This window comes from Vibrio hepatarius (assembly GCF_018860525.1).
GTDB lineage: Bacteria > Pseudomonadota > Gammaproteobacteria > Enterobacterales > Vibrionaceae > Vibrio > Vibrio hepatarius_B.
On record NZ_JAHKPM010000021.1, the window covers coordinates 85,403 to 111,824 of the forward strand.

A 26,422-nucleotide genomic window follows, 5' to 3' on the forward strand; every position below is an offset into this window, starting at 1 on the left:
CCAATTAAGCGTACAACGGGTTAGTTTTCTCAGTGTCGATATCGAATTTTTTAATCGCTTCCACGATCACTGATTTATCAACCTTACCAAGCCTTTCGAGTTCTGTTAGTGCTGCAACCACCACATAACCTGCATTCACTTCAAAGTGACGGCGTAGGTTTTCACGGCTATCTGAACGACCAAAACCATCCGTGCCAAGCACTTTAAATGATTCAGAAGGCATAAATGCACGAACTTGCTCTGCGTAATTTTTCATGTAGTCAGTGGCTGCGATTGCAGGCTCTTTACCCATCAATTGCGTAATGTATGGCACCTGAGCTTTTGCTTCTGGATGCAGCATGTTAAAGCGCTCTACGGCTTGACCATCACGAGTAATTTCGTTGAATGATGTGACTGAGTAAACATCAGAAGCAACACCATACTCATCACTTAAGATTTGAGCAGCCTTGCGTACTTCGTTCATGATAGTACCAGAGCTCATGAGCTGAACTTTACCTTTTCCGCGCTTACCTGAGTAACTTTCAAGTTTGTAGATACCTTTACGAATGCCTTCTTCCGCGCCTTCAGGCATTGCTGGCATTGCGTAGTTTTCGTTCATCAGTGTTAAGTAATAGAACACATTTTCTTGCTCTGAACCATACATGCGACGAATACCATCTTGCATGATGACGGCAACTTCATAGGCAAAAGTCGGATCGTAGGAAATACAATTAGGAATTGTATTCGCCATTATGTGCGAGTGCCCATCTTCGTGCTGTAAGCCTTCACCGTTTAGGGTTGTACGGCCTGCTGTAGCACCTAATAGGAAACCACGTGACTGTTGATCACCCGCCATCCAAGCCATATCACCTACACGTTGGAAACCAAACATTGAGTAGTAAATGTAAAATGGGATCATAGGCAGGTCATTGGTGCTGTATGATGTTGCAGCAGCAACCCAAGAAGCCATAGACCCTAGTTCATTGATACCTTCTTGGAGCACTTGACCAGACGTCGCTTCTTTATAATAAGAAACAATGCCTTTGTCTTCCGGTGTGTATTCTTGGCCATGTGGGTTATAAATACCAATTTGACGGAATAAGCCTTCCATACCAAAGGTACGTGCTTCATCACATATAATAGGCACAACATTTTTGCCAATACCTTTATTCTTTAGAAGAATGTTTAGCGTACGTACATAGGCCATTGTGGTCGAAATTTCACGCTTTTGCTCACTAAGCAGAGGAGCAAACTCTTCAAGTTCAGGCACTTGAAGATCTTGAGTAAATCTAGGTAAGCGCTGTGGCGTATAACCTTTCAGTGCTTTACGACGAGCATGAAGGTATTCGTATTCCGCTGAACCTTGTTCTAGTTTCAGATACGGTAACGCTTGTACTGCGTCATCCGTGAGGATGTCTTGAAGCCCTAGACGATCACGTAAGTGCAATACGTGAGTCATATCCATTTTCTTAACTTGGTGTGCGATGTTTTTACCTTCAGCCGCTTCACCCATTCCGTAGCCTTTAACCGTCTTCGCTAAAATAACGGTTGGGCGGCCTTTTGTATCCGCAGCATTTTTATATGCGGCGAACAGCTTAGATGACTCATGACCACCACGCTTAAGAGCGAAAATTTCATCGTCTGTCATATCAGCAACAAGTGCGGCTGTTTCTGGGTATTTTCCAAAGAAGTGTTCACGTACGTACGCACCATCTTTAGACTTAAAGGTTTGGTAATCACCGTCTACCGTTTCATTCATTAGCTGAAGTAGCTTACCTGACGTGTCTTTAGCCAGTAGGGAATCCCAGTTACTACCCCAAATAACTTTAACAACATTCCAACCAGCGCCTTTAAATAGACCTTCTAGTTCTTGGATGATGCTACCGTTACCCATAACAGGGCCATCTAAACGCTGTAGATTACAGTTGATAAGAAAACACAGATTGTCTAGCTTTTCACGTGCAGCAAACGAAAGAGAACCGCGGGATTCTGGTTCATCCATTTCACCGTCACCGAGAAACGCATATACGCGTTGCGCTGACGTATCTTTCAGACCACGTCCTTCAAGATACTTGAGGAAGCGCGCCTGATAGATAGCAGAGATAGGGCCAAGGCCCATCGATACTGTTGGGAACTGCCAGAACTCAGGCATAAGTTTAGGGTGCGGGTATGATGGTATACCTTTTCCATCGACTTCTTGACGGAAATTATCTAACTGTTCTTCAGTCAGACGCCCTTCAACAAATGCGCGCGAGTATATCCCAGGGGAAATATGACCTTGGTAGTAAACCAGATCGCCACCGTCCGTGTCATTTGGAGCACGGAAGAAATGGTTGAAACATACTTCGTAGAATGACGCTGCAGACTGATAAGAAGCCATATGACCACCTAGGTCTAGGTCTTTCTTAGAGGCACGCAAGACAATCATGATTGCGTTCCAGCGAATGATTGAACGAATACGACGTTCAAGCGTGGTGTCGCCCGGGTATGCTGGCTCTTGTGCGGCTGGAATAGTGTTAATGTAATTAGTGTTGATCCCCGTAGGCATATCAACACCATCTAAACGTGCTTTTTCTAGAACGGTTTCTAGTAGAAACTGGGCACGTTCTACACCTTCTTCACGAACAACGGATTCAAGAGCTTTTAGCCAATCTTGAGTTTCCAGTGCGTCTACGTCATGCTTCATATCAGACATGGCGATCTATCCTTCTGTTGGTTGGATCTATATATTTAAGTAACGCTGTTATGAGTCGTTACCCTGTTGAATTCGACGCAAAGACCGCTCACGGCGGGATTCTTCACGACTCAAATCCAACAATGTTTCTTCGATATAAGCTAAATGAGAGTGTGACATTTCACGTGCCTTTTCAGGCTGACCTGAAACAATCGCATCTACAATATTAGCTCGGTGTCTACTTACTTTTTCAACCACTTCATCACGACGATGTAAGAGTTTGAGATTCTGCAGGACATTTTGCTCTAATAGTGGTGCCAAACTGCGCACAATGTGCAATAAAACCACGTTGTGGGCCGCTTCAGTTAAGGCTATCAAAAACTGCATAACTGCAGTGGCTTCAGCCTCAACGTTCTTCTTCGTTTGCTCTTCACTAATATTTCTCAAGCATGCTTGGATACGGGCAAAGTCCTGTTCGGTACCACGAACTGCTGCAAAATAAGCGGAAATACCTTCCATCGCATGACGCGTTTCAAGCAAGTCCAACTGTGTTTCCGAATGGCTAGACAATAAATTTAGCAGAGGATCGGAGAAACTCGTCCAAATTTTCTCACTAACAAATGTACCACCACCCTGGCGACGCGTTAGAAGGCGTTTGGCTTCTAGGCGCTGTATGGCTTCTCGGATTGAGGGTCGAGAAACATCAAACTGTTTTGCCAGTTCTCGCTCTGGTGGCAACTGCTGCCCCGGAGATAAGGTTCCTTCCACAATCAGCCTTTCTAATTCTTGTTCTATAACATCAGAAAGTTTTGGCTGACGAATCCTTTGATAAGCCATAGTTGTTGTTCTTCTATTTTTTTGCAGTCAATTGGTAATACCAATTTCATATTGGCCAAGAAACTAACATAATTAAAACGCAAGTTCCAGTCAAAAGTTGACCCATATCATTGAACAAGATAACCATCAACACTCTGATAACAATAGCTGATTAAAACAGCAACTCAATTGGTCAGACCAATTACAATGAATAAACAATTAAATTTTGAAGTCCCAGCTAGATCAAACTTAGAGCCGACCATCGGCACTAAGTTTCAACCAAAAAACCCAATTACCTACTCAAAGTTGATAACTAAGTGTTAAGTAATGTAGAGAAAAAGCCAGTACATAGATTGCCTACAAGGTTTCATAGGCATAAAAGAGGGGGGATTACCTATTACCATTCTGTTGTTGATCATTTGGCTTCAAGATGATCAATCATGAGTTGTAATGATTGATTACCTCGAAATTCATTTATATCAAGTTTAAAAGCCAAGCGAACTGTTTTTACTGAAGCATCAGGCCAGCGCCGCAAATCAACATTAAAAGCAATACCGTCTAACATAATATTGGTTGGATGACCCTTATATAAAGGCTCTAGCATAAGTTTTAGATGTTTTTCACCCACCAGTTTTTGGTGAAGCAGCTTGAACTCACCATCAAAGACAGGCTCAGGAAAAGCTTGTCCCCAAGGTCCAGCAGCGCGAAGTAACTCTGCAGTATGCATAGAAAATTCTTCTGGTTTAAGTTCACCGTCGGAGAGAATAATACCTTTAAGAGTCGCTTCATCGAGCTCTGCCTTAACGGCAACATCAAAAAGCGGAGAGAATCGCTCAAAATCTTTTTCTAAAATAGTTAAACCAGCAGCCATTGCATGGCCACCAAACTTAATAATGAGACCTGGGTTTTGGGTATCAATATGGTCTAAAGTATCACGCATATGCAAACCTGGTATTGAACGGCATGAACCTTTTAGCATACCATCACCACCATCAGCAAAAGCAATAACCGGGCGGTGAAACTTTTCTTTAATTCGGGATGCAAGAATACCAATCACCCCTTGATGCCAATCACGCTGAAATAATACTAGCCCATGGGGCATGTTATTATCACCAAATTGCAAGCGCTCACAAAATGCCATCGCCTCTTGCTTCATTCCCTCTTCAATCTCTTTTCGAGTTTGATTCAGCCCATCCAACTCATTCGCCATTCGACGCGCAGCATGAATATTATCAGTCAGTAAAAGTTCAACACCAAATGACATATCATCCAAGCGCCCAGCAGCATTAATACGCGGGCCTAATCCAAACCCAAAATCAGCGGCAACCAACCTGCGAGGGTCTCGCTTTGCGACTTCAATTAGAGCCAAAATTCCTGGTCTAGATTTACCTGCGCGAATACGCTGTAAGCCTTGATGAACCAAAATTCGATTGTTTTCATCGAGGGGAACCACATCAGCAACGGTTCCCAGTGCCACAAGGTCTAATAATCCCATTAATTTCGGCTCTGTTATACCTCGCTGAGAAAACCAGCCTAAATCGCGCAAGTACACACAAAGCGCCATCATCAAGTAAAATGCAACACCAACCCCGGCTAATGCTTTAGATGGAAAACGACAAGACTCGAGATTCGGGTTAACCATAGCATCTGCAATAGGGAGTTCATTGCCCGGTAAATGATGATCCGTAACCAATACCGTTAGACCTCGTGATTTGGCATAGCGTACTCCTTCAATAGAAGACACTCCATTATCAACCGTCATGATCACTTCAGCACCAAGCTCAATAGCCTGATCCACAACTTCAGGACTCAATCCATAACCGTCTTCGAAACGATTTGGTACTAAATAATCAACATTTTCTGAACCAAGCGTTCTTAGCGCTATCACGGATAAAGCCGAACTGGTTGCTCCATCTGCATCAAAATCACCGACCACGATAATTCGTTTATTGACTGATATTGCCTCATGTAAAAGTTTTACCGCTTTATCAATCCCATGTAAATTTTGATATGAATGCAGATAACGGGCTGCTGTTTCTAGCTGCTGGGAGCAAGTAATCCCACGAGAAATATAGATACGTTTAAGAAGAGGCGTAATATCAGCCTCGAGTAAACTCAGATTTGCTTCTGGACGACGTTGAATCTCGATCATAACTATAAAATCAAACTTGTGCTTTAGGAGGAACTAGAAATGGAAAGTACAGAAAGCGGACAACCACCATTTGTTTAAATAAATTGAGGCAAGGTGGTTACCGCTACTTTTCAATAACTCTAACGAGTCAACGCTGATACTTTACGACTTTTGAGTCTGTTGTAAACGTTTTAGCATTTGATCTGGTGGCAGATAACCGCCCACCATTTCACCGCCTGGCAAAAAGATCGCAGGAGTGCCACTGATACCCAACTCTCGACCCAAATTATAGTGTTTTTTGATAATATCTTGGAATTTAGCAAAGTCTTTGCTCTTGTCTGGGAATTCACTTTTTTCCTTTGCGATATCCATCGATTTTTGCGGGTCTTTTGCTCCCCAAATAGTCGCCATTTTATCGGCAACTGAGCCTACTCCTCCTTGACGCGGATAGGCCATATAGCGAATGGTGATACCAAGATTGTTATAGTCTTTAATTTGATTGTGTAGGCGTACACAATAGCCACAGGTTATATCGGTAAATACTGTAACAACATATTTCTCATCTTTAGCTTTGAATTCAATCATGCTGTCTTGGAATTTGTTAATTTTAGCCGCATTGATAGGAGCCTGACGTTTGGCTAATACATCTTCATACTGGCCATCTTTATCAAGCTTATATAAGGTCCCAGCTAAAAAATATTCACCGTCTGGCGAAGCAAAAAGAACCCCACCACTGGTTTGAACCTCCACCAAACCTTTAATATCGGCTGGTACTACTTTGCTAATTTCTAAACCTAATTTAGAAAAACGTTTTTCAAGTTGAGCTTTATCTACTTTTATCTCTGCTGCTGAGACCGTTTGTGCGGCCACTAGTAAAGGAAGGGTAAGTAGAGTCATTCGGCGTAATACGCTCATTGAATTCACCTTATTATTTACTGACAAAGGGCATCCCCTATGCTCTTGGATGATGCTCACTGTGTAACTGCTTTAATCGCTCTGTTGCCACGTGAGTATAAATTTGTGTTGTCGATAAGTCACTGTGTCCTAATAGCATTTGCACAACTCTAAGGTCTGCTCCATAATTGAGCAAATGGGTGGCAAATGCATGACGCAACACATGTGGCGACAACAGTTCAGTCTCAATTCCAGCCATAATGGCATAATGCTTGATGCGATGCCAAAACGTCTGGCGCGTCATTTGACGTGCTCTTTTGCTCGGAAAAACTACATCAGACGTTGTTTCTCCTAGCAACTCAGACCGCCCTTGCTGGATAAAAGTTTCAATCCATTCAACAGCATTTTCTCCCATAGGAACCAAGCGCTCTTTTCCTCCCTTACCAGTCACGCGCACAACACCTTGTCTAAGACTAATATTTTCCATCGTCAGGCTGACAAGTTCGGTTACGCGAAGTCCAGTCGCATAGAGCAGTTCAAGCATCGCTTTATCTCTTAACTCCAAAGCATCATTAGTGTTCGGAGCATTTAATAATGCCTCAACTTGCTCCTCACTAAGATCTTTAGGAAGTCGCTTGGGTAACTTAGGGCTGACCAGAAGTGCACTAGGGTCATCGGCTCGCACTTTTTCTCTATGAAGATACTGAAATAAGCGTCGTATAGCTGACAACATTCTTGCGCGGGAGGTCTGTTTATATTCTTGATCCATCAACCAGCTTTGATAATCCTGCAGACCAGATAGGCTTATGAAATCAAGACGATAATTGTTATCGTTCATCCACTGAATCAGCTTCGACAAGTCATTACGATAAGACATCAAAGTGTTTTCAGACAATCCTCTTTCCATCCACATCGCATCAAGAAACTGCTCAATCATCCCCTGCTCAAAAGAAATCTTATCTGACACATTAATCCTCAACTGTAAGATATGCGCTCAATGTAAGTGTCATGAGGTAATAAAGCTATAAAAATTGCTTTTTATTCTGCATATTCGCTGCAAAGCTCGCCATTTTATGGTTAGAATTCACTATTATTTAGAATGAGTGAAAAAGAAAGTGATGAAAATTGGTCTGTTTTACGGTTCAACCACCTGCTATACCGAAATGGCCGCAGAAAAAATGCGAGTAATTTTAGGCGAAGATCTGGTTGATATTTTTAATGTCAAACAAACACCTCTAACTGAGGCGGAAAATTACGATTTACTCATTCTAGGCATATCTACTTGGGACTTTGGAGAAATTCAAGAAGACTGGGATGAAATTTGGAATGATATTTCAACCTTATCGCTAAATGATAAAACCATCGCATTATATGGGCTTGGCGATCAAGAGGGCTATGGCGAATGGTATCTAGATGCGATGGGTATGCTGCATGAACAACTACAAAAAACAGGTGCGAATATCATCGGCTATTGGCCAAATGATGAGAGTTACCAATTTGATGCATCTAAAGCCCTCACTGACGATAAAAAACACTTTGTTGGCCTTGCTTTGGATGAAGACTCCCAGTATGAGCTCAGTGATGAACGCATTGCAACATGGGTTGAACAGGTGTTGATCGAATACCAAGAGACTCTTTAAAGTAAGCCTCATTAGGTTGGTGGCCAAACATCAACCTGCTCATCTGAGCGAGAAGTTTAATCAATTATCTTTCACCATAATAATACGCGATAATTTAGCCACTTAACCCACTTCGATACCTTGCCCAATCAAATACCAACCCAGGATCAGTTTTACGCATTGGCGCAATATATTGATGCCCTGTAATTCTGGGCAAGGTAATTTTAGGAAAACATGCTTGTATAACTTGAGTTAAGACTGTCAGTGCCTGATATTGCTCATCGGTATACGCGATAAAATCATTGCCTTCCAGCTCAATACCGATCGAATAATCGTTGCATTTTTCTCGCCCAGCAAAGCTGGAAACACCTGCATGCCAAGCTCTAGCTGTAAATGGAACAAACTGAACTACTTCACCATCCCGCCTAATTAAACAATGAGCGGAAACCCTACTTTGATAGATAAATTCAAAAAAAGGGTGGGCTTTAGGCTCAAGCTGACCGGTAAATAACTGCTCAATGAAAGGTCCATCAAACTGTCCGGGTGGCAAGCTAATATTATGAATCACCAATAAAGAGATATCTTGAATATTCGGTCTATGATCAAAAAATGGAGATGGGACGTGTCGCGCTTCTTGATACCAACCTTTTTCATCGATCATTTTCATCTCCTATACTGTTGTTAAGTTCTTGATTTTATAATTTTGGACACTAAATACCAGAATAATGGCTGAATTTCCCCTCAAGTCATCGTATCATGCCCGACTCATGTACAACTGCCTATTAAATTTGTGATGACGCATCCCCATAACAGCAACGAACGCCTTGAGTATTTAAAACAACAATTACCAACAGAAATTTCTCACTCGGTAACCAAAGCAATCAAAGAGGACTTGGGCGGCACGCTTGATCCTGCCGCTGATATTACTGCAAGTTTAATCTCAGAAAGCGCTCGCAATGAAGCAACTATTATTACTCGTGAGCACGGTATATTTTGCGGTCGCGCTTGGGCAGATGAAGTTTTCAAACAGCTAGGAAGTGAAGTTAATATCGACTGGCTTGTCAAAGACGGAGATACCGTCGAACCAAACCAAGTCCTTTGCCATCTTTCTGGTCCATCTCGGGCTTTATTAACTGGCGAACGCAACGCAATGAACTTTATACAAACATTGTCAGGTTGCGCCACTGTTACAGCCCAATATGCCAAACAGCTGGAAGGAACAGGCTGTCGCCTTCTCGATACCCGAAAAACGATTCCCGGCTTACGCAGTGCTTTAAAGTATGCCGTCACCTGTGGGGGAGGATTTAATCATCGTATTGGTGTCTTCGATGCTTATCTCATCAAAGAGAACCACATTATTGCTAATGGTGGGATTAGCCAAACCATTCATGCGGCAAAGCAGCTTCACCCAGGCAAGCCTATTGAAGTCGAAACGGAAAGCTTGCAGGAGCTGAAGGAAGCCATTAATGCTGGTGCTGACATTATTATGCTGGATAATTTCACCACTGATATGATGCGTGAGGCTGTCAGAATTAACGCAGGTCGCGCTGCATTGGAGAATTCGGGTAACGTTACTCTAGAGACTCTGCGAGAATATGCGAAAACCGGTGTCGATTATATTTCGGTTGGAGCGTTAACCAAACATATCAAAGCACTCGACTTATCGATGCGCTTCAAATAGAGATAATATTGAGAGGGACAGAAGCTCTCTCTCAAGTCTCAAATAAGGGACATAAAAGTAGTTACGTCTTGAATCATTATGCAAAAGTAATGTGCGTAATTAATTAATTCCACTAACCATTCTCACTTATCTTATCATTGTCAAAGCGAGTATTGCTTTGTCTCCATATAATCATCGTTGACTCATTTCAGCAAACGATTAGCGGTGCCACCAGCAATGAAACAACCACTAGGCTTTACACTTATAGAGCTAATGATAGTTGTCGCTATCGTTGGTATCTTGTCATCATTTGCTATTCCAACCTACCAAAACTACACAAAACGTGCACACGCAAGTGAGATATTAAGTACAATGTCAGCTTTGAAGATAGCCGTTGGCATTTGTATATCGACAACAGGCTCATCAATACATTGCACTTCCGGCCAAAATGGAGTTCCAGAAAAACAAGACTTCAACAGCTATTCTATTGAGGCCCTATCAACTGATGAAGATAATATCATCAAAGCCGTAACCATAAGTTCAAAAGGCTCACTACCCTCTGATTCAGTCATCTCTTTAACCAGCCCAATATCGACAACTGGTCTTGTTTGGGAAGTTAATTGCTCTGGTGTCGATAATCAAAGCTGGTGTCCGAGACATGCCAAATGAGCCAACTTCCTCAATTACTGTACAACGCCAATATTATTAACGCTCAGCAAGTTGAAGCAACTCTTACGATAATGAAAGCCGAACAAATTGACGCTTGCTCTGCTCTAACTCAACTTGATATTGTTACGCCTATAACACTCACCGAAACTCTAAGTAAATTATTTAATCTACCCATTGTCTCACTGGACAGTTTTGACTACCAGTCATGTTGTGAGCGATTAGGGGTTAACCATTTAATCCACCAACATTTGGCTTTACCGTTGGAAATTACACCCTATCAGTTGCTGATTGCGGTTGCTGACCCCTCAAACTCAATTGCAGAACAAGAATTTAACTTTATGACGGGCTTAAATGTCAAACGCGTGCTCGTCGAAGTCAGTCAATTAATGCATACCATACACTCACTATATGGTTCAGATAGTGCTAATCAACAATACAACGCCAAACATATAAGCAATAAAGAGCTAGAACATTTAGTCGATAACGCCAGATCTCAAGAAGATATTGGGCAAGATAATTCTCTTATTAGCCGTTTTATAAATCAAATAATATTGGAAGCCGTACACAAAAAAGCTTCAGATATTCACTTTGAACCCTACGATGACTGGTTTAGAATCCGATTTCGCTGCGACGGGTTATTGATAGAAACACAAAAACCCCCTCAAAAGGTTTATCAAAGGGTAGTCTCTAGGCTCAAAATCTTAGCGCAGCTCGATATCTCTGAGCGCCGACAACCTCAAGACGGCCGTATCACTTTCAACTTAGCAGAGTCGAATATTATTCACATCCGCATTTCAACTTTACCCACCATGTGGGGCGAGAAGATAGTATTAAGACTACAAAACAATCAAGTAACAAACCTTGATCTTTCCTTTCTGGGATACGACTCATTCCAACGTCAAATGTTTACCCAAGCACTCCACAAGCCTCAAGGCCTGATACTTATTACAGGCCCAACGGGTAGTGGTAAAACGCTCTCTTTGTACAGTGGTCTAACCATACTAAATAAAGAGAGTATCAATATTTCGACAGCAGAAGACCCTGTGGAAATCAGCTTATCTGGTATTAACCAAGTTCAGATTCAGCCTCAAATTGGATTTGGATTTGCTCAAGCACTGCGAGCCTTTCTCCGTCAAGACCCTGATGTAATTATGGTGGGTGAAATACGTGATAAAGAAACCGCAGACATTGCTACAAAGGCTGCTCAAACTGGTCACCTTGTCTTGGCAACTCTACACACTAACTCAAGCACTGAAGCTCTTGTACGCTTAAAGAATATAGGTATTGAATCTTATAACATCGCAGCTTCACTCAACCTTGTCATTGCTCAAAGATTAGTACGCCGACTATGCCCTCTCTGTAAATGCCCAGACACAATGCCTACACACCCACCTCAAGTAAAAGGGGCCATTTATTATCAAGCATCAGCAAGTGGATGCAATGCTTGTAATCAAGGATACCTTGGGAGAATAGGTATCTATGAAATGTTAAGTATTACCCCTGAGTTAACCCAATCGATACTCAAACAAGATACTCAACCACAGCTCGATAAACTTGCTCAAAAACAAGGTATGAAAACACTTAACCAGTTAGGAATAGAAAAAGTTTGTGAAGGTGTCACCAGTCACGCAGAGCTGCAACGAGTGCTGGTACGATGAAAAAAATAAAAGATGTCAAATCATAAATTAAATACTTACCTGTGGTATGGAATAGATTCAAGTGGAAGAAAAATAAACGGAAAAACGCTGGCTGCATGTCAAGCACAAATCATGGAGCAACTCAACGAACGAAATATTCAAGTAAGATTAGTCAAGAAACGACCGCTCACAGTCTACAAGCAAATTCGAGAGCGAGCTAATGCAAAAGAAATCACCCGCCTTACACGTCAGTGGGCAAGCATGACAGCTTCAGGATTACCGATTGCAACATCGCTCAAACTTATCGCAAATAACTCCCAGAGAGCGGGGGTTAAATCACTCATCTGGCTACTTCGTCAGAAGCTCGAAGCAGGGTTATCCGTGACTCAGGCTCTACAGCAGTCCTCAGAAGCCTTTGACTCCATATTTCTAGCCATTGTTAATGCAGGTGAAAACACTGGACGACTTGCTGAAGCTCTTGAACGAGCTGCCAATTATAGAGAAAAAGCTGAATATCTTCGCTCAAAAGTGATAGGAGCTGCCATATACCCCAGTTTGGTTTTAGCAACCACTATACTGGTTACTATTCTAATGCTTACACAAGTTATACCCGAACTTGAGCGCATGTTTACTAGCTATAATTCACCATTACCTTGGTTTACTCAACAGGTAATTAAACTATCGAGATTAACCCTAGATTATGGTATTTACACTGGAGCTGTCGCTATTTTTATAACCTTCACCATTCAATTTGGATACTGTCATTCAAATCGCTTTAGACATAGTCTGGATCGTTTAAAGCTAAAAATCCCTTTATTTGGTAAACTATACAGCCAAGCTGGTTTTACTTTGTTTAGCCGAACGCTAGCAACCTGTTTTGAGTCTGGAGTTTCCATCACACCTTGTTTACATACTTCAGCGAGAATATTCAAAAACACTTACTACCAACAGAAGGTTCATAAATTAACTCAAGAAGTTAACTCTGGCTTAGCCCTTAACTTTGCTATGCGCCATAGTGGTATCTTCCCTGAATTTATGCTGCAAATGGTCATGCTCGGTGAAGAGTCTGGACGACTTGCTGATATGCTCAACCGTGTTGCCGATGAATATGAGACTGAAATTGAAAAGACTATAGAGCACATGAGCCAAGCATTTGAACCTATTATGATAGTAATACTCGGATCAGTTGTCGCCAGTTTAGTGATCGCTATGTACCTACCTATCTTTAACTTAGTGAGTGTAATGAGCTAATATAATCCTCTTAAACCACTGCCTACATCCTAAATCGGCTGAATTATATATGAATCTCTTTTTTTATTATCCGTGGTTATTTCCAACCCTTGCGACCATATTTGGTCTGATCATCGGAAGCTTCCTCAACGTCGTCATTCATCGATTGCCTAAGATTATGGAGCAAGAATGGCGTAAAGAATGCGCGGAATGTTTCCCTGAGTATCAAATATCACCTCCAGAAGAAAGCTATAGCCTTAGTAGCCCACGTTCTCACTGCCCAAGTTGCAAAACTAAAATTAGAAACATTGATAATATTCCTCTCATTAGCTGGCTGATGTTAAGAGGTAAATGTAATCATTGCCAAGCCAAAATCAGCGTACAATACCCACTTGTCGAACTGCTATCGGCACTAGCAAGCTTTACCGTCGCATACCAGTTTGAGTTCAGCTACTTTGCTGTTGCATTGCTATGCTTTACTTTTGTCCTAATCGCTGCAACTTTCATCGATTTAGACACTATGTTGTTACCGGACCAACTAACTCTTCCGCTTGTATGGTCAGGTATATATATTTCTCTAATCGGGGTAAGCCCAGTTTCTTTGCAAGATTCTGTCATAGGTGCCATTGGTGGTTACCTATGTTTGTGGACTGTCTACTGGGGATTCAAACTTTTGACTGGCAAAGAAGGAATGGGCTATGGCGATTTTAAGTTATTATCAGCTTTGGGGGCTTGGCTTGGTTGGCAATATTTACCCATTATCGTCTTACTTTCTTCTTTAGTTGGATTAGTCTTGGGGATTATTCAACTACGCTCGAAAAAACAAGGAATTGATAAAGCATTTCCTTTTGGACCATACTTGGCTATTGCAGGATGGATAAGCGCACTCTGGGGAGAGCAGATTTTAAGCTGGTACTTTACTCAAGTTATTGGAGTCTGATATGCCTTTTGTTGTAGGCCTCACAGGTGGTATTGCCAGTGGAAAAACTACCGTTGCAGACCTGTTCAATTCTCACTTTGGTATTGAGATTATTGATGCCGATATAGTAGCCAGACAAGTAGTAGAAAAAGGCTCTGTCGGGCTGGAAACTATAAGATCTCATTTTGGGCCTAACATCTTATTGAGTGACGGAACATTAAATCGAGCTAAACTAAGAAATATAGTCTTTACTTGTGAAGAGAATAAGAAATGGCTCAATGAGTTACTTCACCCTATGATTAGAGAAAAGATGCAATTAGATATTGCAAACATTTCTTCACAATATGCATTACTGGTGATCCCATTGATGGTGGAGAATAATCTACAAAGCTTGACCAATAGAGTCTTGGTAGTCGATGTAGATGAACAAACACAGTTACACAGAACAATGGAAAGAGACAAGGTAGGGCTTGAACAAGCGAAATCAGTCATGGCGGCTCAAGCAAGTCGTTCACAAAGACTAGCAATTGCTGATGATGTGATAAAAAATGCTGCAACAAACAAGGAACTTTTGCCTCAAATCACAGAATTACATCAAAAGTACCTAGAAATATGTAGGGTAAATCGGTCAGAATAGAGGAAGAATAATCAAAGGCTGCATGGAATGACGACGCACTATTTTGAACATCCATTGAATGAGAAAACGCGCATATATTTGCGCGTTGAAGCACTACTCAATCAATTGAATATATCATCCCAATTTAGTGATGACATGCAGCATCTGTTATTTTTCCGCTCTCTATTTGACTTGCTTGAAATTTTTGAACAAATACAACTCAAAAGTGAGTTAGCAAAAGATATAGAAAAACAACGCCTATCATATCGTTCATGGCTGCATGTAGAGGGTGTTGATCAGAAAATGCTCAACAATATCCTAACCGAGGTCGATGATGTGCATAGCAAACTTATGGCTGCTGAACGCTTCGGTCAAAGTCTAAAAGAAGATCGTTTCCTCAGTACTATCAGGCAAAGATTCAACTTACCTGGAGGCTCATGCTGTTTCGACTTACCTGCCCTTCATCACTGGCTACATCTGCCCATCAAACAAAAAACTACAGACAGCAATCAATGGATCGAAAATCTTCAGCCTCTAACAGATGCACTTAAACTCTGGTTACGTCTTACAAGAGAAACTGGGCACTTCCAACAACAAGAAGCTCGTTCTGGTTTTTATCAAAGTGACGCTGAAGATGCCAACATACTTCGCTTGGAAATTCCAATGGGTTACGGTGTATACCCAATGATTTCAGGTCACAAAAATCGCTTTGCTATCAAATTTATCTTTTTTGCTTCTAGTCAAGCTTCCTGTGATAATATTGACTTCAAACTAGCCGTCTGTAGCTAATCTTAGATAAATACTTTTGCAAAGAGGGTCATCATGTCCAGAGTTTTTACCGTTGCTTGCCCAAAATGCGGCACTGATGTTAGATGGGGTGAGAGCAGTCCTCATCGCCCATTCTGTAGTAAGCAGTGTCAAATGATAGACTTTGGAGGCTGGGCTGACGAAGAAAATTCGATTCCAGGAGCACCGGATATGTCCGATACAGATAGTTGGTCAGAAGAACCATACTAATTGACGCTCGATAAATTTCACTACGATTTATAAAAAAGCGGAGACCAATTGGTCTCCGCTAATACTATGAGAACGCTAGTTAAAGCATTACTTCTTAGCAAGTTTCTCTTTAATACGAGCAGACTTACCAGAACGCTCACGTAGGTAGTACAACTTGGCACGACGTACTGCACCACGGCGTTTAACTTCAATGCTATCAACCATTGGAGAGTGAGTTTGGAACGTACGCTCTACACCTTCACCGTTAGAAATCTTACGTACAGTGAATGCAGAATGTAGACCACGGTTACGGATACCGATTACAACGCCTTCAAAAGCCTGTAAACGCTCACGATCACCTTCTTTTACCTTAACTTGAACTACAACTGTGTCACCAGGTGCAAAGTTAGGTAGGTCTTTTTTCATTTGCTCTTCTTCAAGAGCCTTGATGATGTTACTCATTTTACTATTCCTAGAATAAACTGATACTAAATTTAATAGGTTACTAAGCTTTGTGTTCTTTAATGAACTCAGCCAGTAATTGTTCCTGTTCGTCAGTCAGAGCTAGGTTTTCCAAGAGCTCTGGTCTTCTCAGCCAAGTACGGCCCAGCGACTGTTTTTGTCGCCAACGACGAATACCTTTATGGTTACCAGATGTCAGTACTTGTGGTACTGGATTACCATCTAACACTTCAGGTCGCGTATAATGAGGGCAATCTAACAAACCATTAGCAAAAGAATCTTCTTCTGCCGACGTAAAATCCCCTAATACCCCCGGAATAAACCGAGAGACCGAATCAATTAGCGTCATGGCTGGTATTTCCCCCCCCGTCATCACAAAATCTCCGATAGACCATTCTTGGTCAACTTCTGATTGGATGATACGCTCATCTACTCCTTCATAGCGGCCACAAATCAGAAGTAAATTCTCATTTTTTGCCAGCTCTTCCACCCCTTTTTGATCGAGTTTTCGACCTTGAGGAGATAAGTAAATCACTTTCGTCGTTCCCGGTGAGGCTTTCTTAGCAGTTTGAATAGCATCGCGCAAAGGCTGAACCATCATCAACATGCCAGGGCCACCACCGTAAGGTCTATCATCGACAGTACGATGCTTGTCATAGGTGAAATCACGAGGATTCCATGTCTCAACTGACAAGAGACCTTTTTTTACCGCTTGACCTGTTACCCCATAATCAGTAACGCTGCGGAACATTTCAGGAAAAAGGCTAATTATGCCAACCCACATGTTTCTCACCAATATAAACTTGGTTCAATCGCTCCGTTACTTGGAGTTAGAATCCAGGATCCCAGTCAACTTCGATCCGTTGAGCTTGGCGATCAATTAATTTGATCACTTGCTCTTCAAGGAACGGAATTAGTCGTTCCTTTTGCCCAAAAGCATCTTTCAGATTTGCTTTCACTACCAAAACATCATTGGAACCTGTTTCGAGCATGTCAGAGACAATACCTAAGTCGTAACCGTTGTTGGTCACTACTTGCATTCCAATAAGATCACGCCAGTAGAACTCATCTTCTGGCAACTCTGGTAATACAGCAGGATCTATCGCAATTTCAAAGTTAGTCAATAACTGTGCGTCTTCACGTACATTGAGACCATCCACTTTCACCACCAAACTTTTATTATGGCGCTTCCAAGTTTCTACCTTATGCTCAACCCACTCACCTTTTTGGTTTATATACCATGGTGAGTAATCAAATATGCTTTCGGCATTGTCTGTGTAGGAAAAAACCTTAAGCCAGCCACGAATGCCGTAAGAAGCTCCAAACTTACCTACTACAATCTTATCACTGCTCATTGTTTCTTTACCTTTCATCGACATAAGCTAATTACTTCTTTAAAATTAAGCTGCTTTTTGAGCATCTTTAACTAGCTTAGCTACGCGGTCAGATAGAGATGCGCCTTGACCAACCCAGTGGTTAACACGCTCTAGGTCTAAACGTAGACCTTCTTCTTGACCTTTAGCCGTTGGGTTAAAGAAACCCACTTTTTCGATAAAACGGCCAGTTGCAGCATTACGGCTGTCCGCTACTACGATTTGATAGAATGGACGCTTCTTCGCGCCGTGACGTGCCAAACGAATGGTTACCATGTCGTCCTCTTTGCTTTCTCAAAAATAAAATTAACCCCAGGGGCTGCTTATATAAAAACAGCTTGGGGTCTCGTGCCAAAATAAAGCTCCGGAATTTTACTCTTATTCCGTAGTAATGCAAGGTATTTAGCTATTTTCTCACCAGTAAAACTGGTAACTTTATCTTATGGTAAAAGAGCGTTCTTTTGTGATCTAGCTAACTACTTGAATTTTAAATTAGTAAAAGACTAACGGCCAAATGGGTTAATACCACCGCCTCCCATCATACCTTGCATATTACGCATCATGCCTTTCATACCGCCCTTTTGCATTTTCTTCATCATTTTTTGCATTTGGGTGAATTGTTTAAGTAAGCGGTTTACATCTTGGACCTGAGTACCTGAGCCAGCCGCAATACGTTTTTTGCGCGAACCTTTGATGAGCTCAGGGCGTTGGCGTTCTTTCATCGTCATCGAGTTAATAATGGCTTCCATCTGCTTAAACATTTTGTCATCCACTTTATCTTTGACGTCATTGGGCAGCTGTGACATTCCGGGTAACTTATCTAACATACCCATCATGCCCCCCATATTCTGCATCTGACCAAGCTGTTCGCGGAAATCTTCAAGATCGAAACCTTTTTTCTCTTTAAATTTCTTAGCTAACTTTTCAGCTTTTTCAGTATCAACGTTACGCTGCAAATCTTCGATAAGGGAGAGCATATCTCCCATACCAAGAATTCGTGAAGCGATCCGCTCTGGGTGAAATGGCTCTAAAGCATCGGTTTTCTCACCAACGCCTAAAAACTTTATAGGCTTGCCTGTCACCTGCAGTACTGACAAGGCTGCACCACCACGAGCATCACCGTCGACTTTAGTCAGAATAACGCCTGTCAATGGTAATGCATCACCAAACGCCTTTGCAGTATTTGCCGCATCCTGTCCTGTCATAGCATCGACGACAAAAAGAGTCTCAACTGGACTTATGGCTGTGTGAAGTGCCTGAATCTCAGCCATCATGAGCTCATCAACAGCTAAGCGACCAGCTGTATCAACAAGTAAAACATCATAAAACTTTTTCTTAGCGTGCTCTATAGCAGCATTTGCGATATCAAGTGGCTTTTGGTCAGCTGTGGAAGGGAAAAAATCAACACCAACATCTGAAGCTAGCGTTTCCAATTGCTTGATCGCAGCTGGACGATATACGTCAGCAGAAACGACCAGTACTTTTTTCTTATCTCTTTCGGATAAAAGCTTAGAAAGCTTACCGACAGAGGTAGTTTTACCCGCCCCTTGAAGACCAGCCATCAAAATAACTGCTGGCGGCTGAGCGGCAAGATTTAGAGACTCATTTGATTCTCCCATTACAGCTTCAAGCTCAGACTGAACAATCTTAATGAACTCTTGACCTGGAGTTAAAGACTTTGAAACCTCAACACCAACCGCGCCTTCTTTTACACGCTTCACAAAATCACGCACAACCGGAAGAGCAACATCTGCTTCCAGTAAAGCCATCCGCACTTCACGCAATGTGTCTTTAATATTGTCTTCGGTCAAACGACCTTTACCACTGATATTCTTCAGGGTTTTGGATAACCTATCCGTTAAATTATCAAACATCTTAGTCTCTTTATCTGAGCGACTCTAAATGCCACCGCCTATAAATTGGCGACAAAATTACTGTCAGTATACCTTAGCCAGGCACTCCTTTGCACTGCTGTAATAACTTTTGATCTATCACAACACGCAAATCGACTATATAAGTCATAGCCCAAGCTTTTGATGCAAGGTATAATTTGTTGTCAAAAATTAACCAGACCACAGGGAAGCATGGACAACATAATCGCCGTTGCTGCTGCAATACTCTATGTTTTAGCAATTGCAACCATAGTTCCTGGCCTAGTACATCAGGTCGGCATTCGCACCAAAACCGTCACAGTCAGTGCATTCTTAGCTCTGGCCTTTCACGGTTGGCTGTTAGGTGACCTAATCATTGAAGGCTCTGGACAAAACCTCAGCATTCTCAATGTCGCCTCATTGATAAGTTTCATTATTTCTTTGGTCTTAAGTTTCGCAATGCTGAAAACGCGTTTGTGGTTTCTACTTCCGGTCGTGTACTGTTTTTCAGCAATTAACCTATCTGCAGCAGCATTCTTACCCAGTACTTTTATCACCCATTTAGAACAAGACCCTAAATTACTCATTCATATTTCTTTGGCACTATTTTCGTACTCAACTTTAACCATTGGCGCATTGTATGCACTTCAATTAGCTTGGCTGGATCATAAACTCAAATCAAAAAAAGCGTTGAGTATCAACTCTAACTTACCGCCACTACTTATGGTCGAAAGGCAGCTATTTAAGATTATTCTCACGGGTAATCTATTACTCACAGGAACCCTACTAACAGGATTTATTTTTGTTGACGATATGTTTGCTCAAGGCAAGGCACATAAAGGTATCCTCTCTTTTATCGCTTGGGTCGTATACTCGATATTGCTCTGGGGTCATTATCGCAGAGGGTGGCGAGGTCGCAAAGTCACTTGGTTTGCTGTCGCTGGCGCAACCCTATTAACTTTAGCGTATTTCGGCAGTCGATTTGTTCGAGAAATCATACTTAACTAATTGATATTTAAAGGTGCACAGACTGCACCTTTCTTTTACAATACTTTACCTGCAACCTGAGATTGACTTCGCGCTTAGCTTGGGTCATAAATTAATCAAACTTCAAAAGGAAAAAACCAGTTTTGGACGACATATCAACGGGTGTTTTATTTACCCTACTCGCGTGTCTTATTATTGTTTCAGGATATTTTTCGGGTTCAGAAACTGGCATGATGACCTTGAATAGGTATCGACTCAAACATTTAGCCAACAATGGTCACAAAGGCGCAAAACGTGTAGAAAAATTACTAGATCGTCCTGATCGTCTTATTGGCTTAATCCTAATAGGCAACAACCTAGTTAATATTCTAGCTTCTGCTATTGCAACTATATTGGGGATGCGTTTGTATGGAGATATTGGTGTAGCTATCGCAACGGGCGCACTGACCATGGTCATTCTTGTCTTTGCAGAAGTCACACCTAAAACTCTTGCAGCTCTGTACCCAGAACGAGTTTCTTATGCAAGCAGCATTCTGTTAGCTGTCTTAATGAAACTATTATCCCCACTAGTTGTGCTGGTTAACTTTATCACTAATGGTTTTATTCGCCTGTTGGGAATTCGAGCAAATCATGGCGGTGATGATCACTTAAGCTCTGAAGAATTACGTACAGTGGTCAATGAAGCTGGAAGCCTTATTCCTAGACGACACCAGGATATGCTAATTTCAATACTCGATCTAGAGCATGTGACGGTGAACGATATTATGATTCCCAGAAATGAAGTAACCGGAATCGATATCAATGATGACTGGAAATCTATTGTAAGGCAGCTAACTCACTCACCACATGGCCGCGTAGTGTTGTACCGAGACCAAATTGATGAAGTCGTTGGTATGCTGAGGCTGCGGGAATCTTATCGCCTCATGCTAGAAAAAAATGAATTTAATAAAGAAACACTGCTACGTGCAGCGGATGAAGTGTATTTCATCCCGGAAGGAACACCACTCAATATTCAATTACTTAAGTTTCAACGTAACAAAGAGCGTATTGGCCTTATTGTTAATGAGTACGGGGATATAATCGGCCTAATTACCCTTGAAGATATTTTAGAGGAAATTGTCGGAGAATTTACCACCTCAATCACTCCCAGCCTATCTGATGAAATAACCCCACAGGGGGATGGTAGCTTCCTTATTGAAGGTAGTGCCAACATCCGAGATATCAACAAAGGACTGATGTGGAAGTTACCTACCGATGGCCCACGAACTTTAAATGGATTGATACTTGAACATTTAGAAGATATTCCAGAAAGTCACATTAGCGTTCAAGTCTCTGGCCATCCAATGGAAATTGTTGATTTAGAAGAAAATAGAATCAAATTGGTTAAAGTGTTCCCTAGTAAAGACAAGTAATCCACTACAAAAAAGCCTTGGTATTACCAAGGCTTTTTTCGATGCGAGTCCAATTATTCTTCATTAATACTGAATAAACTTTCCATATTCAGCCCTTGCTTAATAAGAATCTCCCGCAGACGACGTAGTCCTTCAACCTGTATCTGGCGTACTCGCTCTCTAGTTAGGTTAATTTCGCGCCCAACTTCCTCTAATGTTGAAGGTTCATAGCCTAGCAATCCAAAACGACGAGCAAGAACTTCCTTCTGCTTGGGATTCAGTTCATCAAGCCAGTCAATTAATGAAGATTTAATATCATCATCCTGAGTGGAAACTTCGGGGTCTGAGTTGTTAACATCAGGGATAATATCAAGAAGGGCTTTCTCACCATCCCCACCGATCGGGGTATCCACCGAGCTGATACGCTCATTTAGACGCAGCATCTTGCTAACATCATCAACTGGCTTATCAAGCTGTAAAGCAATCTCTTCAGCCGTCGGTTCATGATCAAGCTTTTGAGACAGCTCCCTAGCAGTACGGAGATAGATATTAAGCTCTTTTACAACATGAATGGGTAATCGAATAGTACGAGTTTGATTCATAAGAGCACGCTCGATGGTTTGCCTTATCCACCAAGTCGCGTAAGTTGAAAACCTAAAGCCTCTTTCAGGATCAAATTTTTCAACAGCACGGATTAAACCAAGATTACCTTCTTCGATGAGATCCAGTAATGCTAGACCTCGATTACTATAACGACGTGAAATTTTAACCACCAAGCGTAGATTACTTTCAATCATTCGCTTACGTGCAGCTTCATCTCCTCTAAGAGCTCGCCGTGCATATAGCACTTCTTCTTCTGCAGTAAGTAGTGGTGAAAAACCAATTTCTCCTAAATAAAGCTGTGTCGCGTCCAAGCTTTTGGTGGATACCTCAAACTCTTCTTTAGTCTCCTCCGCTTGGGTGCTATTTGTAGTTGTCTCTTCATTAACTTGAGTAGATTCCATTTCTGCTTCAAGCTCTAGTTCTTCGACTTTCGTTGCTGCATTGCTGATACTCATAGTGCCTCCCCCTGGCGAGCTAGCAAGACATTACTACTTCTAATGTCGCTATATACCTATAAAGTATTAGGGTAAGTAGCGTTTAGGATTCACTGACTTACCTTGATAACGAATTTCAAAGTGTAGACGAACACTGTTTGCTCCAGAACTGCCCATCGTTGCGATTTTCTGCCCTGCTTTTACACTTTGCCCTTCGTGTACGAGCAACCGTTCATTATGCGCATAAGCACTAAGGTAGTTATCATTGTGTTTGATGATCACAAGATTTCCATAACCTCGTAGCGCATTACCCGAATATACAACGGTTCCATTAGCTGTCGACGAAATTGGCTGACCTCGCTGCCCTGCAATGTCAATGCCCTTATTCCCTTGGTCTCCAGCTGAGAAATTTGTAATTACCCTCCCTTTGGCTGGCCATAACCATCTAGAAACTTTCTCACTATTTGGATTCGCATAACTGACGGGTTTGTTAACATTTATTTTACTTTTAGCTCCAACATACTCCTTTGAATTGTATTGATCAACCTCATTCACAGCAGCTTTTGAGGAGACTGTTGGCTTATTTTGTACCTTTTTACTGCTAACTATTTGATTAGAGCTTTTACTTGGCTTAGAACTAGATAACGAAGTTGACGCGGTAACGATAGGTGCTGATACTGCTGAAACGCCCGCCCCACCGTACGCGGGAGGCTTATAAGCTGGCTGCCAAAGTTTAAGTTTTTGACCAGGAAAGATGGTATATGGCTTTCTTAAATCATTGTAACGAATAATGTCATTTACATCTCTATCTGTGACATATGCAATAAAGTAAAGCGTATCCCCTTCGTCAACTTGGTAATAACTTCCTCTATAACTACCACGAGCAATAGAGCTATAGTCCTTATTTAAGCCTGAAACTGGTGCTGGGAAGTGAGCAGAACACCCAAAAAGCATTGCGCTAACAACTGAAACAAAAAAAATAATAGGGTTAGGCTTACGGATCATAGTTAAGCAAGTTCACCTGCTATCAAAGGTACAAACCTCACGTCTTCCACTACTTGAGATACATAATCACTTCCACAGCGGGTAATTTTAAACAACTGCTGCTCATCTTCACCGACAGGAATAACTAAAACGCCACCTTCTGCTAACTGCTCTAATAACACTGGCGGAACAGATACGGCTGCGGCTGTTACAATAATAGCGTTAAATGGGCCTTTAATGACCCACCCCTTCCAACCATCGCCATGCTTTGTTGATACATTGTATATATCTAAATACTTGAGTCGGCGCTTAGCTTCCCACTGTAATAACTTGATACGCTCTACCGAATAGACATGTTCAACTAATTGAGCCAAAACGGCAGTCTGGTAACCTGAGCCCGTTCCGACTTCTAAAACTTTACTTTCTGGTGATAGTTCCAGTAACTCAGTCATTTTTGCAACAATATAAGGCTGAGAAATGCTTTGTCCCTGCCCAATAGGCAGAGCATTGTTATCATATGCCTGATGCTCCATCGCTTGAGAAACAAATTGCTCACGTGGGATCGAATATATTGCATCAATCACTCTTTTATCTTGAATGCCACTAGCAACCAGAAAATCAATCAATCTATCGGCATGAGGGTTTGTCATCGATATTTTTCCTGTAACCAATGCTCCATGGTTGGTAAAGATTCATGCGCGGTGAGATCAACCTGAATTGGAGTAACAGAAACAAAACCCTGTTCAATGGCATAAAAATCAGTTCCCTCTCCAGCATCTTGCTCTTTTCCCGGGGGCCCCAACCAATAAATGTCACATCCACGTGGGTCCTGTTGTTTAATCATAGATTCAGCATGATGACGAGCCCCCAAGCGAGTCGCACAAAACCCCTTTAAGTTATCAATTGGTATATCTGGAATATTCACATTGATAAGCTTATTGGTCGGGATCGGAGCTTTCAAATGCTGCACGACGATTTGTTTTGCAACTTGAGCAGCTGAAGAAAAATTAACCTTCCCTGCCAAAGAAAACGCTATTGACTGCACTCCCAAGAAATGTCCTTCCATCGCTGCTGCAACTGTACCTGAATACAATACGTCATCACCAAGGTTGGCACCGTGGTTAATACCCGTCAAAACTAAGTCAGGCAGAGCTTCTTTCATTAATTCATTTAAAGCAAAATGGACACAATCTGTTGGTGTTCCCTGAACGGAATAAATACGTTCAGATAATACCTTTACTCGCAATGGCTGTTCTAATGTCAGAGAGTTAGAAGCCCCCGAGCGGTTTCTATCAGGAGCCACTATAGTAACTTCAGCCAAATCACTTAATTCTCGGGCCAGAGCATGTATACCTTCAGCGTGTACTCCATCATCATTACTGATCAATATTTTTAAGACTTTATCTGTCATTGGTAGCGGCGCTCCACTTCCTGCTCTTGAATCAACTCCCGAATTAACGATGTTGCAAAACAACCAGCTTCTAGAGAAAAGTCTAACTTAACTGAATCTTTCTCAATACTCCAAGTTAAGTTTTGTGGTTTAAGCACTATATTGCGTCGTTCATGTCGCATACGATTACCTCGTATTAGAGCCATTAAATCAGGCTCAGCATCTAACTGGGGCTGCTCAATCATAAGAGCTTCCGAGCGCGTTGGTAAAGCATTATCACCAGCCATAGCAGCTGTAATTGCCACATCACCGTTTACTACACTTTCATTTAAGGCAACCAGTAGCTGTCGCTCAGCTAAAACCATACCTTCATGAGTTTGAATACAATCACCTTCAATTACCTGAGCAAACAAGCCTTGATTGATACGACTTGATACTATAGCGTTAAAGATCCATGATCTCGCCGCAGACAAATATAAACTTCGTTTACTCTGGTTACGAGTGCGTACATTTTCCCTTCCCCAACGTCTAGCTTCATCAAGATTATTTCCCTGATTACCAAAACGCTGACTACCAAAATAATTAGGCACACCATGCTGGTTAATAGAATGTAAACGCTGAATGACATCTTCAACATCACTGACTTCTGCCAGTGTTATATTAAAATGATTTCCAACCAAGTCACCAGGTCGAAGCTTCTTGTTATGACGTCTAGTTTCAATAACTTCTATACTGGCATGCTGAGCAAGAAAGAAACTCAAATCTGGCGTACCACCTTTTGGTAAATGAACACTTAGCCATTGTTCAGTGACAGCATGGCGATCTTTTAAACCTGCCCAGCTGACATCTTTTGATTTAACGTCACATGCCTTTGCCAACTCATTGGCGACAAAACTCGTATTTTCCCCAGTTTTTCGAATACGAACCATTAGGTGTTCACCCTCACCGGAAAAATCAAACCCCAAATTTTCTTTTACCTGAAAATGCATAGGTTCAACTTTTAATTTTCCTGTCGATTTAGGGTTGCCATTCAGATAAGCAAGAGAAGATAAAATATCAATCATAAAATTACCACTAGTAAAAGAGA

At 41.7% G+C, this 26,422-nt stretch carries 27 protein-coding genes; 11 read left to right on the plus strand and 16 right to left on the minus strand.

Features of this window, described 5'->3' with window-relative positions; all coding sequences use genetic code 11:
- Positions 1–4: 4 nt before the first annotated feature.
- The 5 genes from aceE to xerD all read right to left on the minus strand — a co-directional run bounded on the left by aceE (position 5) and on the right by xerD (position 7,431).
- Positions 5–2,674, minus strand: coding sequence for a pyruvate dehydrogenase (acetyl-transferring), homodimeric type (gene aceE / locus KO511_RS06650; RefSeq protein ID WP_215986681.1), 2,670 nt, complete (start codon positions 2,672–2,674; stop codon positions 5–7).
- A 48-nt stretch (positions 2,675–2,722) separates the two neighbouring features.
- Positions 2,723–3,490, minus strand: coding sequence for a pyruvate dehydrogenase complex transcriptional repressor PdhR (gene pdhR, locus KO511_RS06655; RefSeq protein WP_215986682.1), 768 nt, complete (start codon positions 3,488–3,490; stop codon positions 2,723–2,725).
- 394 nt (positions 3,491–3,884) lie between these two features.
- A complete protein-coding gene (gene recJ / locus KO511_RS06660; RefSeq protein WP_215986683.1) occupies positions 3,885–5,621 on the minus strand; it encodes a single-stranded-DNA-specific exonuclease RecJ in 1,737 nt (578 codons plus the stop codon).
- A gap of 141 nt (positions 5,622–5,762) precedes the next feature.
- On the minus strand, positions 5,763–6,515 hold the full coding sequence (locus tag KO511_RS06665; protein ID WP_215986684.1) for a thioredoxin fold domain-containing protein: 753 nt from the start codon (positions 6,513–6,515) through the stop codon (positions 5,763–5,765).
- 37 nt (positions 6,516–6,552) lie between these two features.
- Positions 6,553–7,431 (minus strand): site-specific tyrosine recombinase XerD, encoded by an 879-nt coding sequence (gene xerD, locus KO511_RS06670; protein ID WP_215986717.1) that lies wholly within the window; start codon positions 7,429–7,431, stop codon positions 6,553–6,555.
- Between the two features lie 181 nt (positions 7,432–7,612).
- Here xerD and fldB point away from each other — a divergent pair, with 181 nt between their 5' ends.
- Positions 7,613–8,134 (plus strand): flavodoxin FldB, encoded by a 522-nt coding sequence (gene fldB, locus KO511_RS06675; RefSeq protein WP_215986685.1) that lies wholly within the window; start codon positions 7,613–7,615, stop codon positions 8,132–8,134.
- A gap of 94 nt (positions 8,135–8,228) precedes the next feature.
- On the opposite strand, the gene ampD is transcribed toward fldB, so the two are convergent.
- On the minus strand, positions 8,229–8,774 hold the full coding sequence (gene ampD, locus KO511_RS06680; RefSeq protein ID WP_215986686.1) for a 1,6-anhydro-N-acetylmuramyl-L-alanine amidase AmpD: 546 nt from the start codon (positions 8,772–8,774) through the stop codon (positions 8,229–8,231).
- Between the two features lie 132 nt (positions 8,775–8,906).
- Between ampD and nadC the strand changes: the two genes are divergently transcribed.
- The 8 genes from nadC to yacG all read left to right on the plus strand — a co-directional run bounded on the left by nadC (position 8,907) and on the right by yacG (position 15,861).
- The gene (gene nadC / locus KO511_RS06685) at positions 8,907–9,794 is read left to right on the plus strand and encodes a carboxylating nicotinate-nucleotide diphosphorylase (RefSeq protein WP_215986687.1); all 888 of its coding nucleotides are present in this window, start codon (positions 8,907–8,909) and stop codon (positions 9,792–9,794) included.
- A 216-nt stretch (positions 9,795–10,010) separates the two neighbouring features.
- On the plus strand, positions 10,011–10,442 hold the full coding sequence (locus KO511_RS06690; RefSeq protein ID WP_215986688.1) for a pilin: 432 nt from the start codon (positions 10,011–10,013) through the stop codon (positions 10,440–10,442).
- Positions 10,439–12,100 (plus strand): ATPase, T2SS/T4P/T4SS family, encoded by a 1,662-nt coding sequence (locus KO511_RS06695; RefSeq protein ID WP_215986689.1) that lies wholly within the window; start codon positions 10,439–10,441, stop codon positions 12,098–12,100. Before KO511_RS06690 ends, KO511_RS06695 begins: the two co-directional genes overlap by 4 nt.
- 12 nt (positions 12,101–12,112) lie before the next feature.
- Entirely contained in the window at positions 12,113–13,330 is a 1,218-nt protein-coding gene (locus KO511_RS06700; protein WP_215986690.1) for a type II secretion system F family protein, read from the plus strand.
- Between the two features lie 49 nt (positions 13,331–13,379).
- Positions 13,380–14,249, plus strand: coding sequence for a prepilin peptidase (locus KO511_RS06705; protein WP_215986691.1), 870 nt, complete (start codon positions 13,380–13,382; stop codon positions 14,247–14,249).
- A gap of 1 nt (position 14,250) precedes the next feature.
- The gene (coaE, locus tag KO511_RS06710; protein ID WP_215986692.1) at positions 14,251–14,865 is read left to right on the plus strand and encodes a dephospho-CoA kinase; all 615 of its coding nucleotides are present in this window, start codon (positions 14,251–14,253) and stop codon (positions 14,863–14,865) included.
- Between the two features lie 27 nt (positions 14,866–14,892).
- Positions 14,893–15,633 (plus strand): cell division protein ZapD, encoded by a 741-nt coding sequence (gene zapD / locus KO511_RS06715; protein ID WP_215986693.1) that lies wholly within the window; start codon positions 14,893–14,895, stop codon positions 15,631–15,633.
- 33 nt (positions 15,634–15,666) lie between these two features.
- Positions 15,667–15,861, plus strand: coding sequence for a DNA gyrase inhibitor YacG (gene yacG, locus KO511_RS06720; protein WP_125319703.1), 195 nt, complete (start codon positions 15,667–15,669; stop codon positions 15,859–15,861).
- Between the two features lie 87 nt (positions 15,862–15,948).
- On the opposite strand, the gene rplS is transcribed toward yacG, so the two are convergent.
- The 5 genes from rplS to ffh all read right to left on the minus strand — a co-directional run bounded on the left by rplS (position 15,949) and on the right by ffh (position 19,549).
- The gene (gene rplS / locus KO511_RS06725; RefSeq protein ID WP_045977783.1) at positions 15,949–16,302 is read right to left on the minus strand and encodes a 50S ribosomal protein L19; all 354 of its coding nucleotides are present in this window, start codon (positions 16,300–16,302) and stop codon (positions 15,949–15,951) included.
- A gap of 43 nt (positions 16,303–16,345) precedes the next feature.
- Positions 16,346–17,086: a tRNA (guanosine(37)-N1)-methyltransferase TrmD gene (trmD, locus tag KO511_RS06730; protein ID WP_215986694.1), complete on the minus strand. Its 741-nt coding sequence runs from the start codon at positions 17,084–17,086 to the stop codon at positions 16,346–16,348.
- A gap of 46 nt (positions 17,087–17,132) precedes the next feature.
- Positions 17,133–17,681: a ribosome maturation factor RimM gene (gene rimM / locus KO511_RS06735; RefSeq protein ID WP_215986695.1), complete on the minus strand. Its 549-nt coding sequence runs from the start codon at positions 17,679–17,681 to the stop codon at positions 17,133–17,135.
- Positions 17,682–17,702: 21 nt separating this feature from the next.
- Positions 17,703–17,951, minus strand: coding sequence for a 30S ribosomal protein S16 (gene rpsP / locus KO511_RS06740; protein ID WP_125319706.1), 249 nt, complete (start codon positions 17,949–17,951; stop codon positions 17,703–17,705).
- Between the two features lie 227 nt (positions 17,952–18,178).
- Positions 18,179–19,549, minus strand: coding sequence for a signal recognition particle protein (gene ffh / locus KO511_RS06745; protein ID WP_215986696.1), 1,371 nt, complete (start codon positions 19,547–19,549; stop codon positions 18,179–18,181).
- A gap of 210 nt (positions 19,550–19,759) precedes the next feature.
- Here ffh and KO511_RS06750 point away from each other — a divergent pair, with 210 nt between their 5' ends.
- Positions 19,760–20,554 carry a cytochrome C assembly family protein gene (locus KO511_RS06750; RefSeq protein ID WP_215986697.1) on the plus strand — a complete coding sequence of 265 codons (795 nt, stop codon included), beginning with the start codon at positions 19,760–19,762 and terminating at the stop codon, positions 20,552–20,554.
- A 122-nt stretch (positions 20,555–20,676) separates the two neighbouring features.
- Complete coding sequence (locus KO511_RS06755) at positions 20,677–21,945, plus strand: HlyC/CorC family transporter (RefSeq protein ID WP_215986698.1); 1,269 nt, start codon at positions 20,677–20,679, stop codon at positions 21,943–21,945.
- A gap of 53 nt (positions 21,946–21,998) precedes the next feature.
- Here the strand turns inward: KO511_RS06755 and rpoS are convergent, their stop codons facing one another.
- The 5 genes from rpoS to truD form a co-directional block, all read right to left on the minus strand.
- Positions 21,999–22,982, minus strand: coding sequence for an RNA polymerase sigma factor RpoS (rpoS, locus tag KO511_RS06760; RefSeq protein WP_215986699.1), 984 nt, complete (start codon positions 22,980–22,982; stop codon positions 21,999–22,001).
- Between the two features lie 66 nt (positions 22,983–23,048).
- Complete coding sequence (locus tag KO511_RS06765; RefSeq protein ID WP_215986700.1) at positions 23,049–23,966, minus strand: peptidoglycan DD-metalloendopeptidase family protein; 918 nt, start codon at positions 23,964–23,966, stop codon at positions 23,049–23,051.
- A gap of 2 nt (positions 23,967–23,968) precedes the next feature.
- Positions 23,969–24,595, minus strand: coding sequence for a protein-L-isoaspartate(D-aspartate) O-methyltransferase (locus KO511_RS06770; protein WP_215986701.1), 627 nt, complete (start codon positions 24,593–24,595; stop codon positions 23,969–23,971).
- Entirely contained in the window at positions 24,592–25,356 is a 765-nt protein-coding gene (gene surE / locus KO511_RS06775) for a 5'/3'-nucleotidase SurE (protein ID WP_215986702.1), read from the minus strand. The genes KO511_RS06770 and surE overlap by 4 nt, the downstream gene beginning before the upstream one ends.
- Positions 25,353–26,399 carry a tRNA pseudouridine(13) synthase TruD gene (gene truD, locus KO511_RS06780; RefSeq protein WP_215986703.1) on the minus strand — a complete coding sequence of 349 codons (1,047 nt, stop codon included), beginning with the start codon at positions 26,397–26,399 and terminating at the stop codon, positions 25,353–25,355. The genes surE and truD overlap by 4 nt, the downstream gene beginning before the upstream one ends.
- Positions 26,400–26,422: the final 23 nt, after the last annotated feature.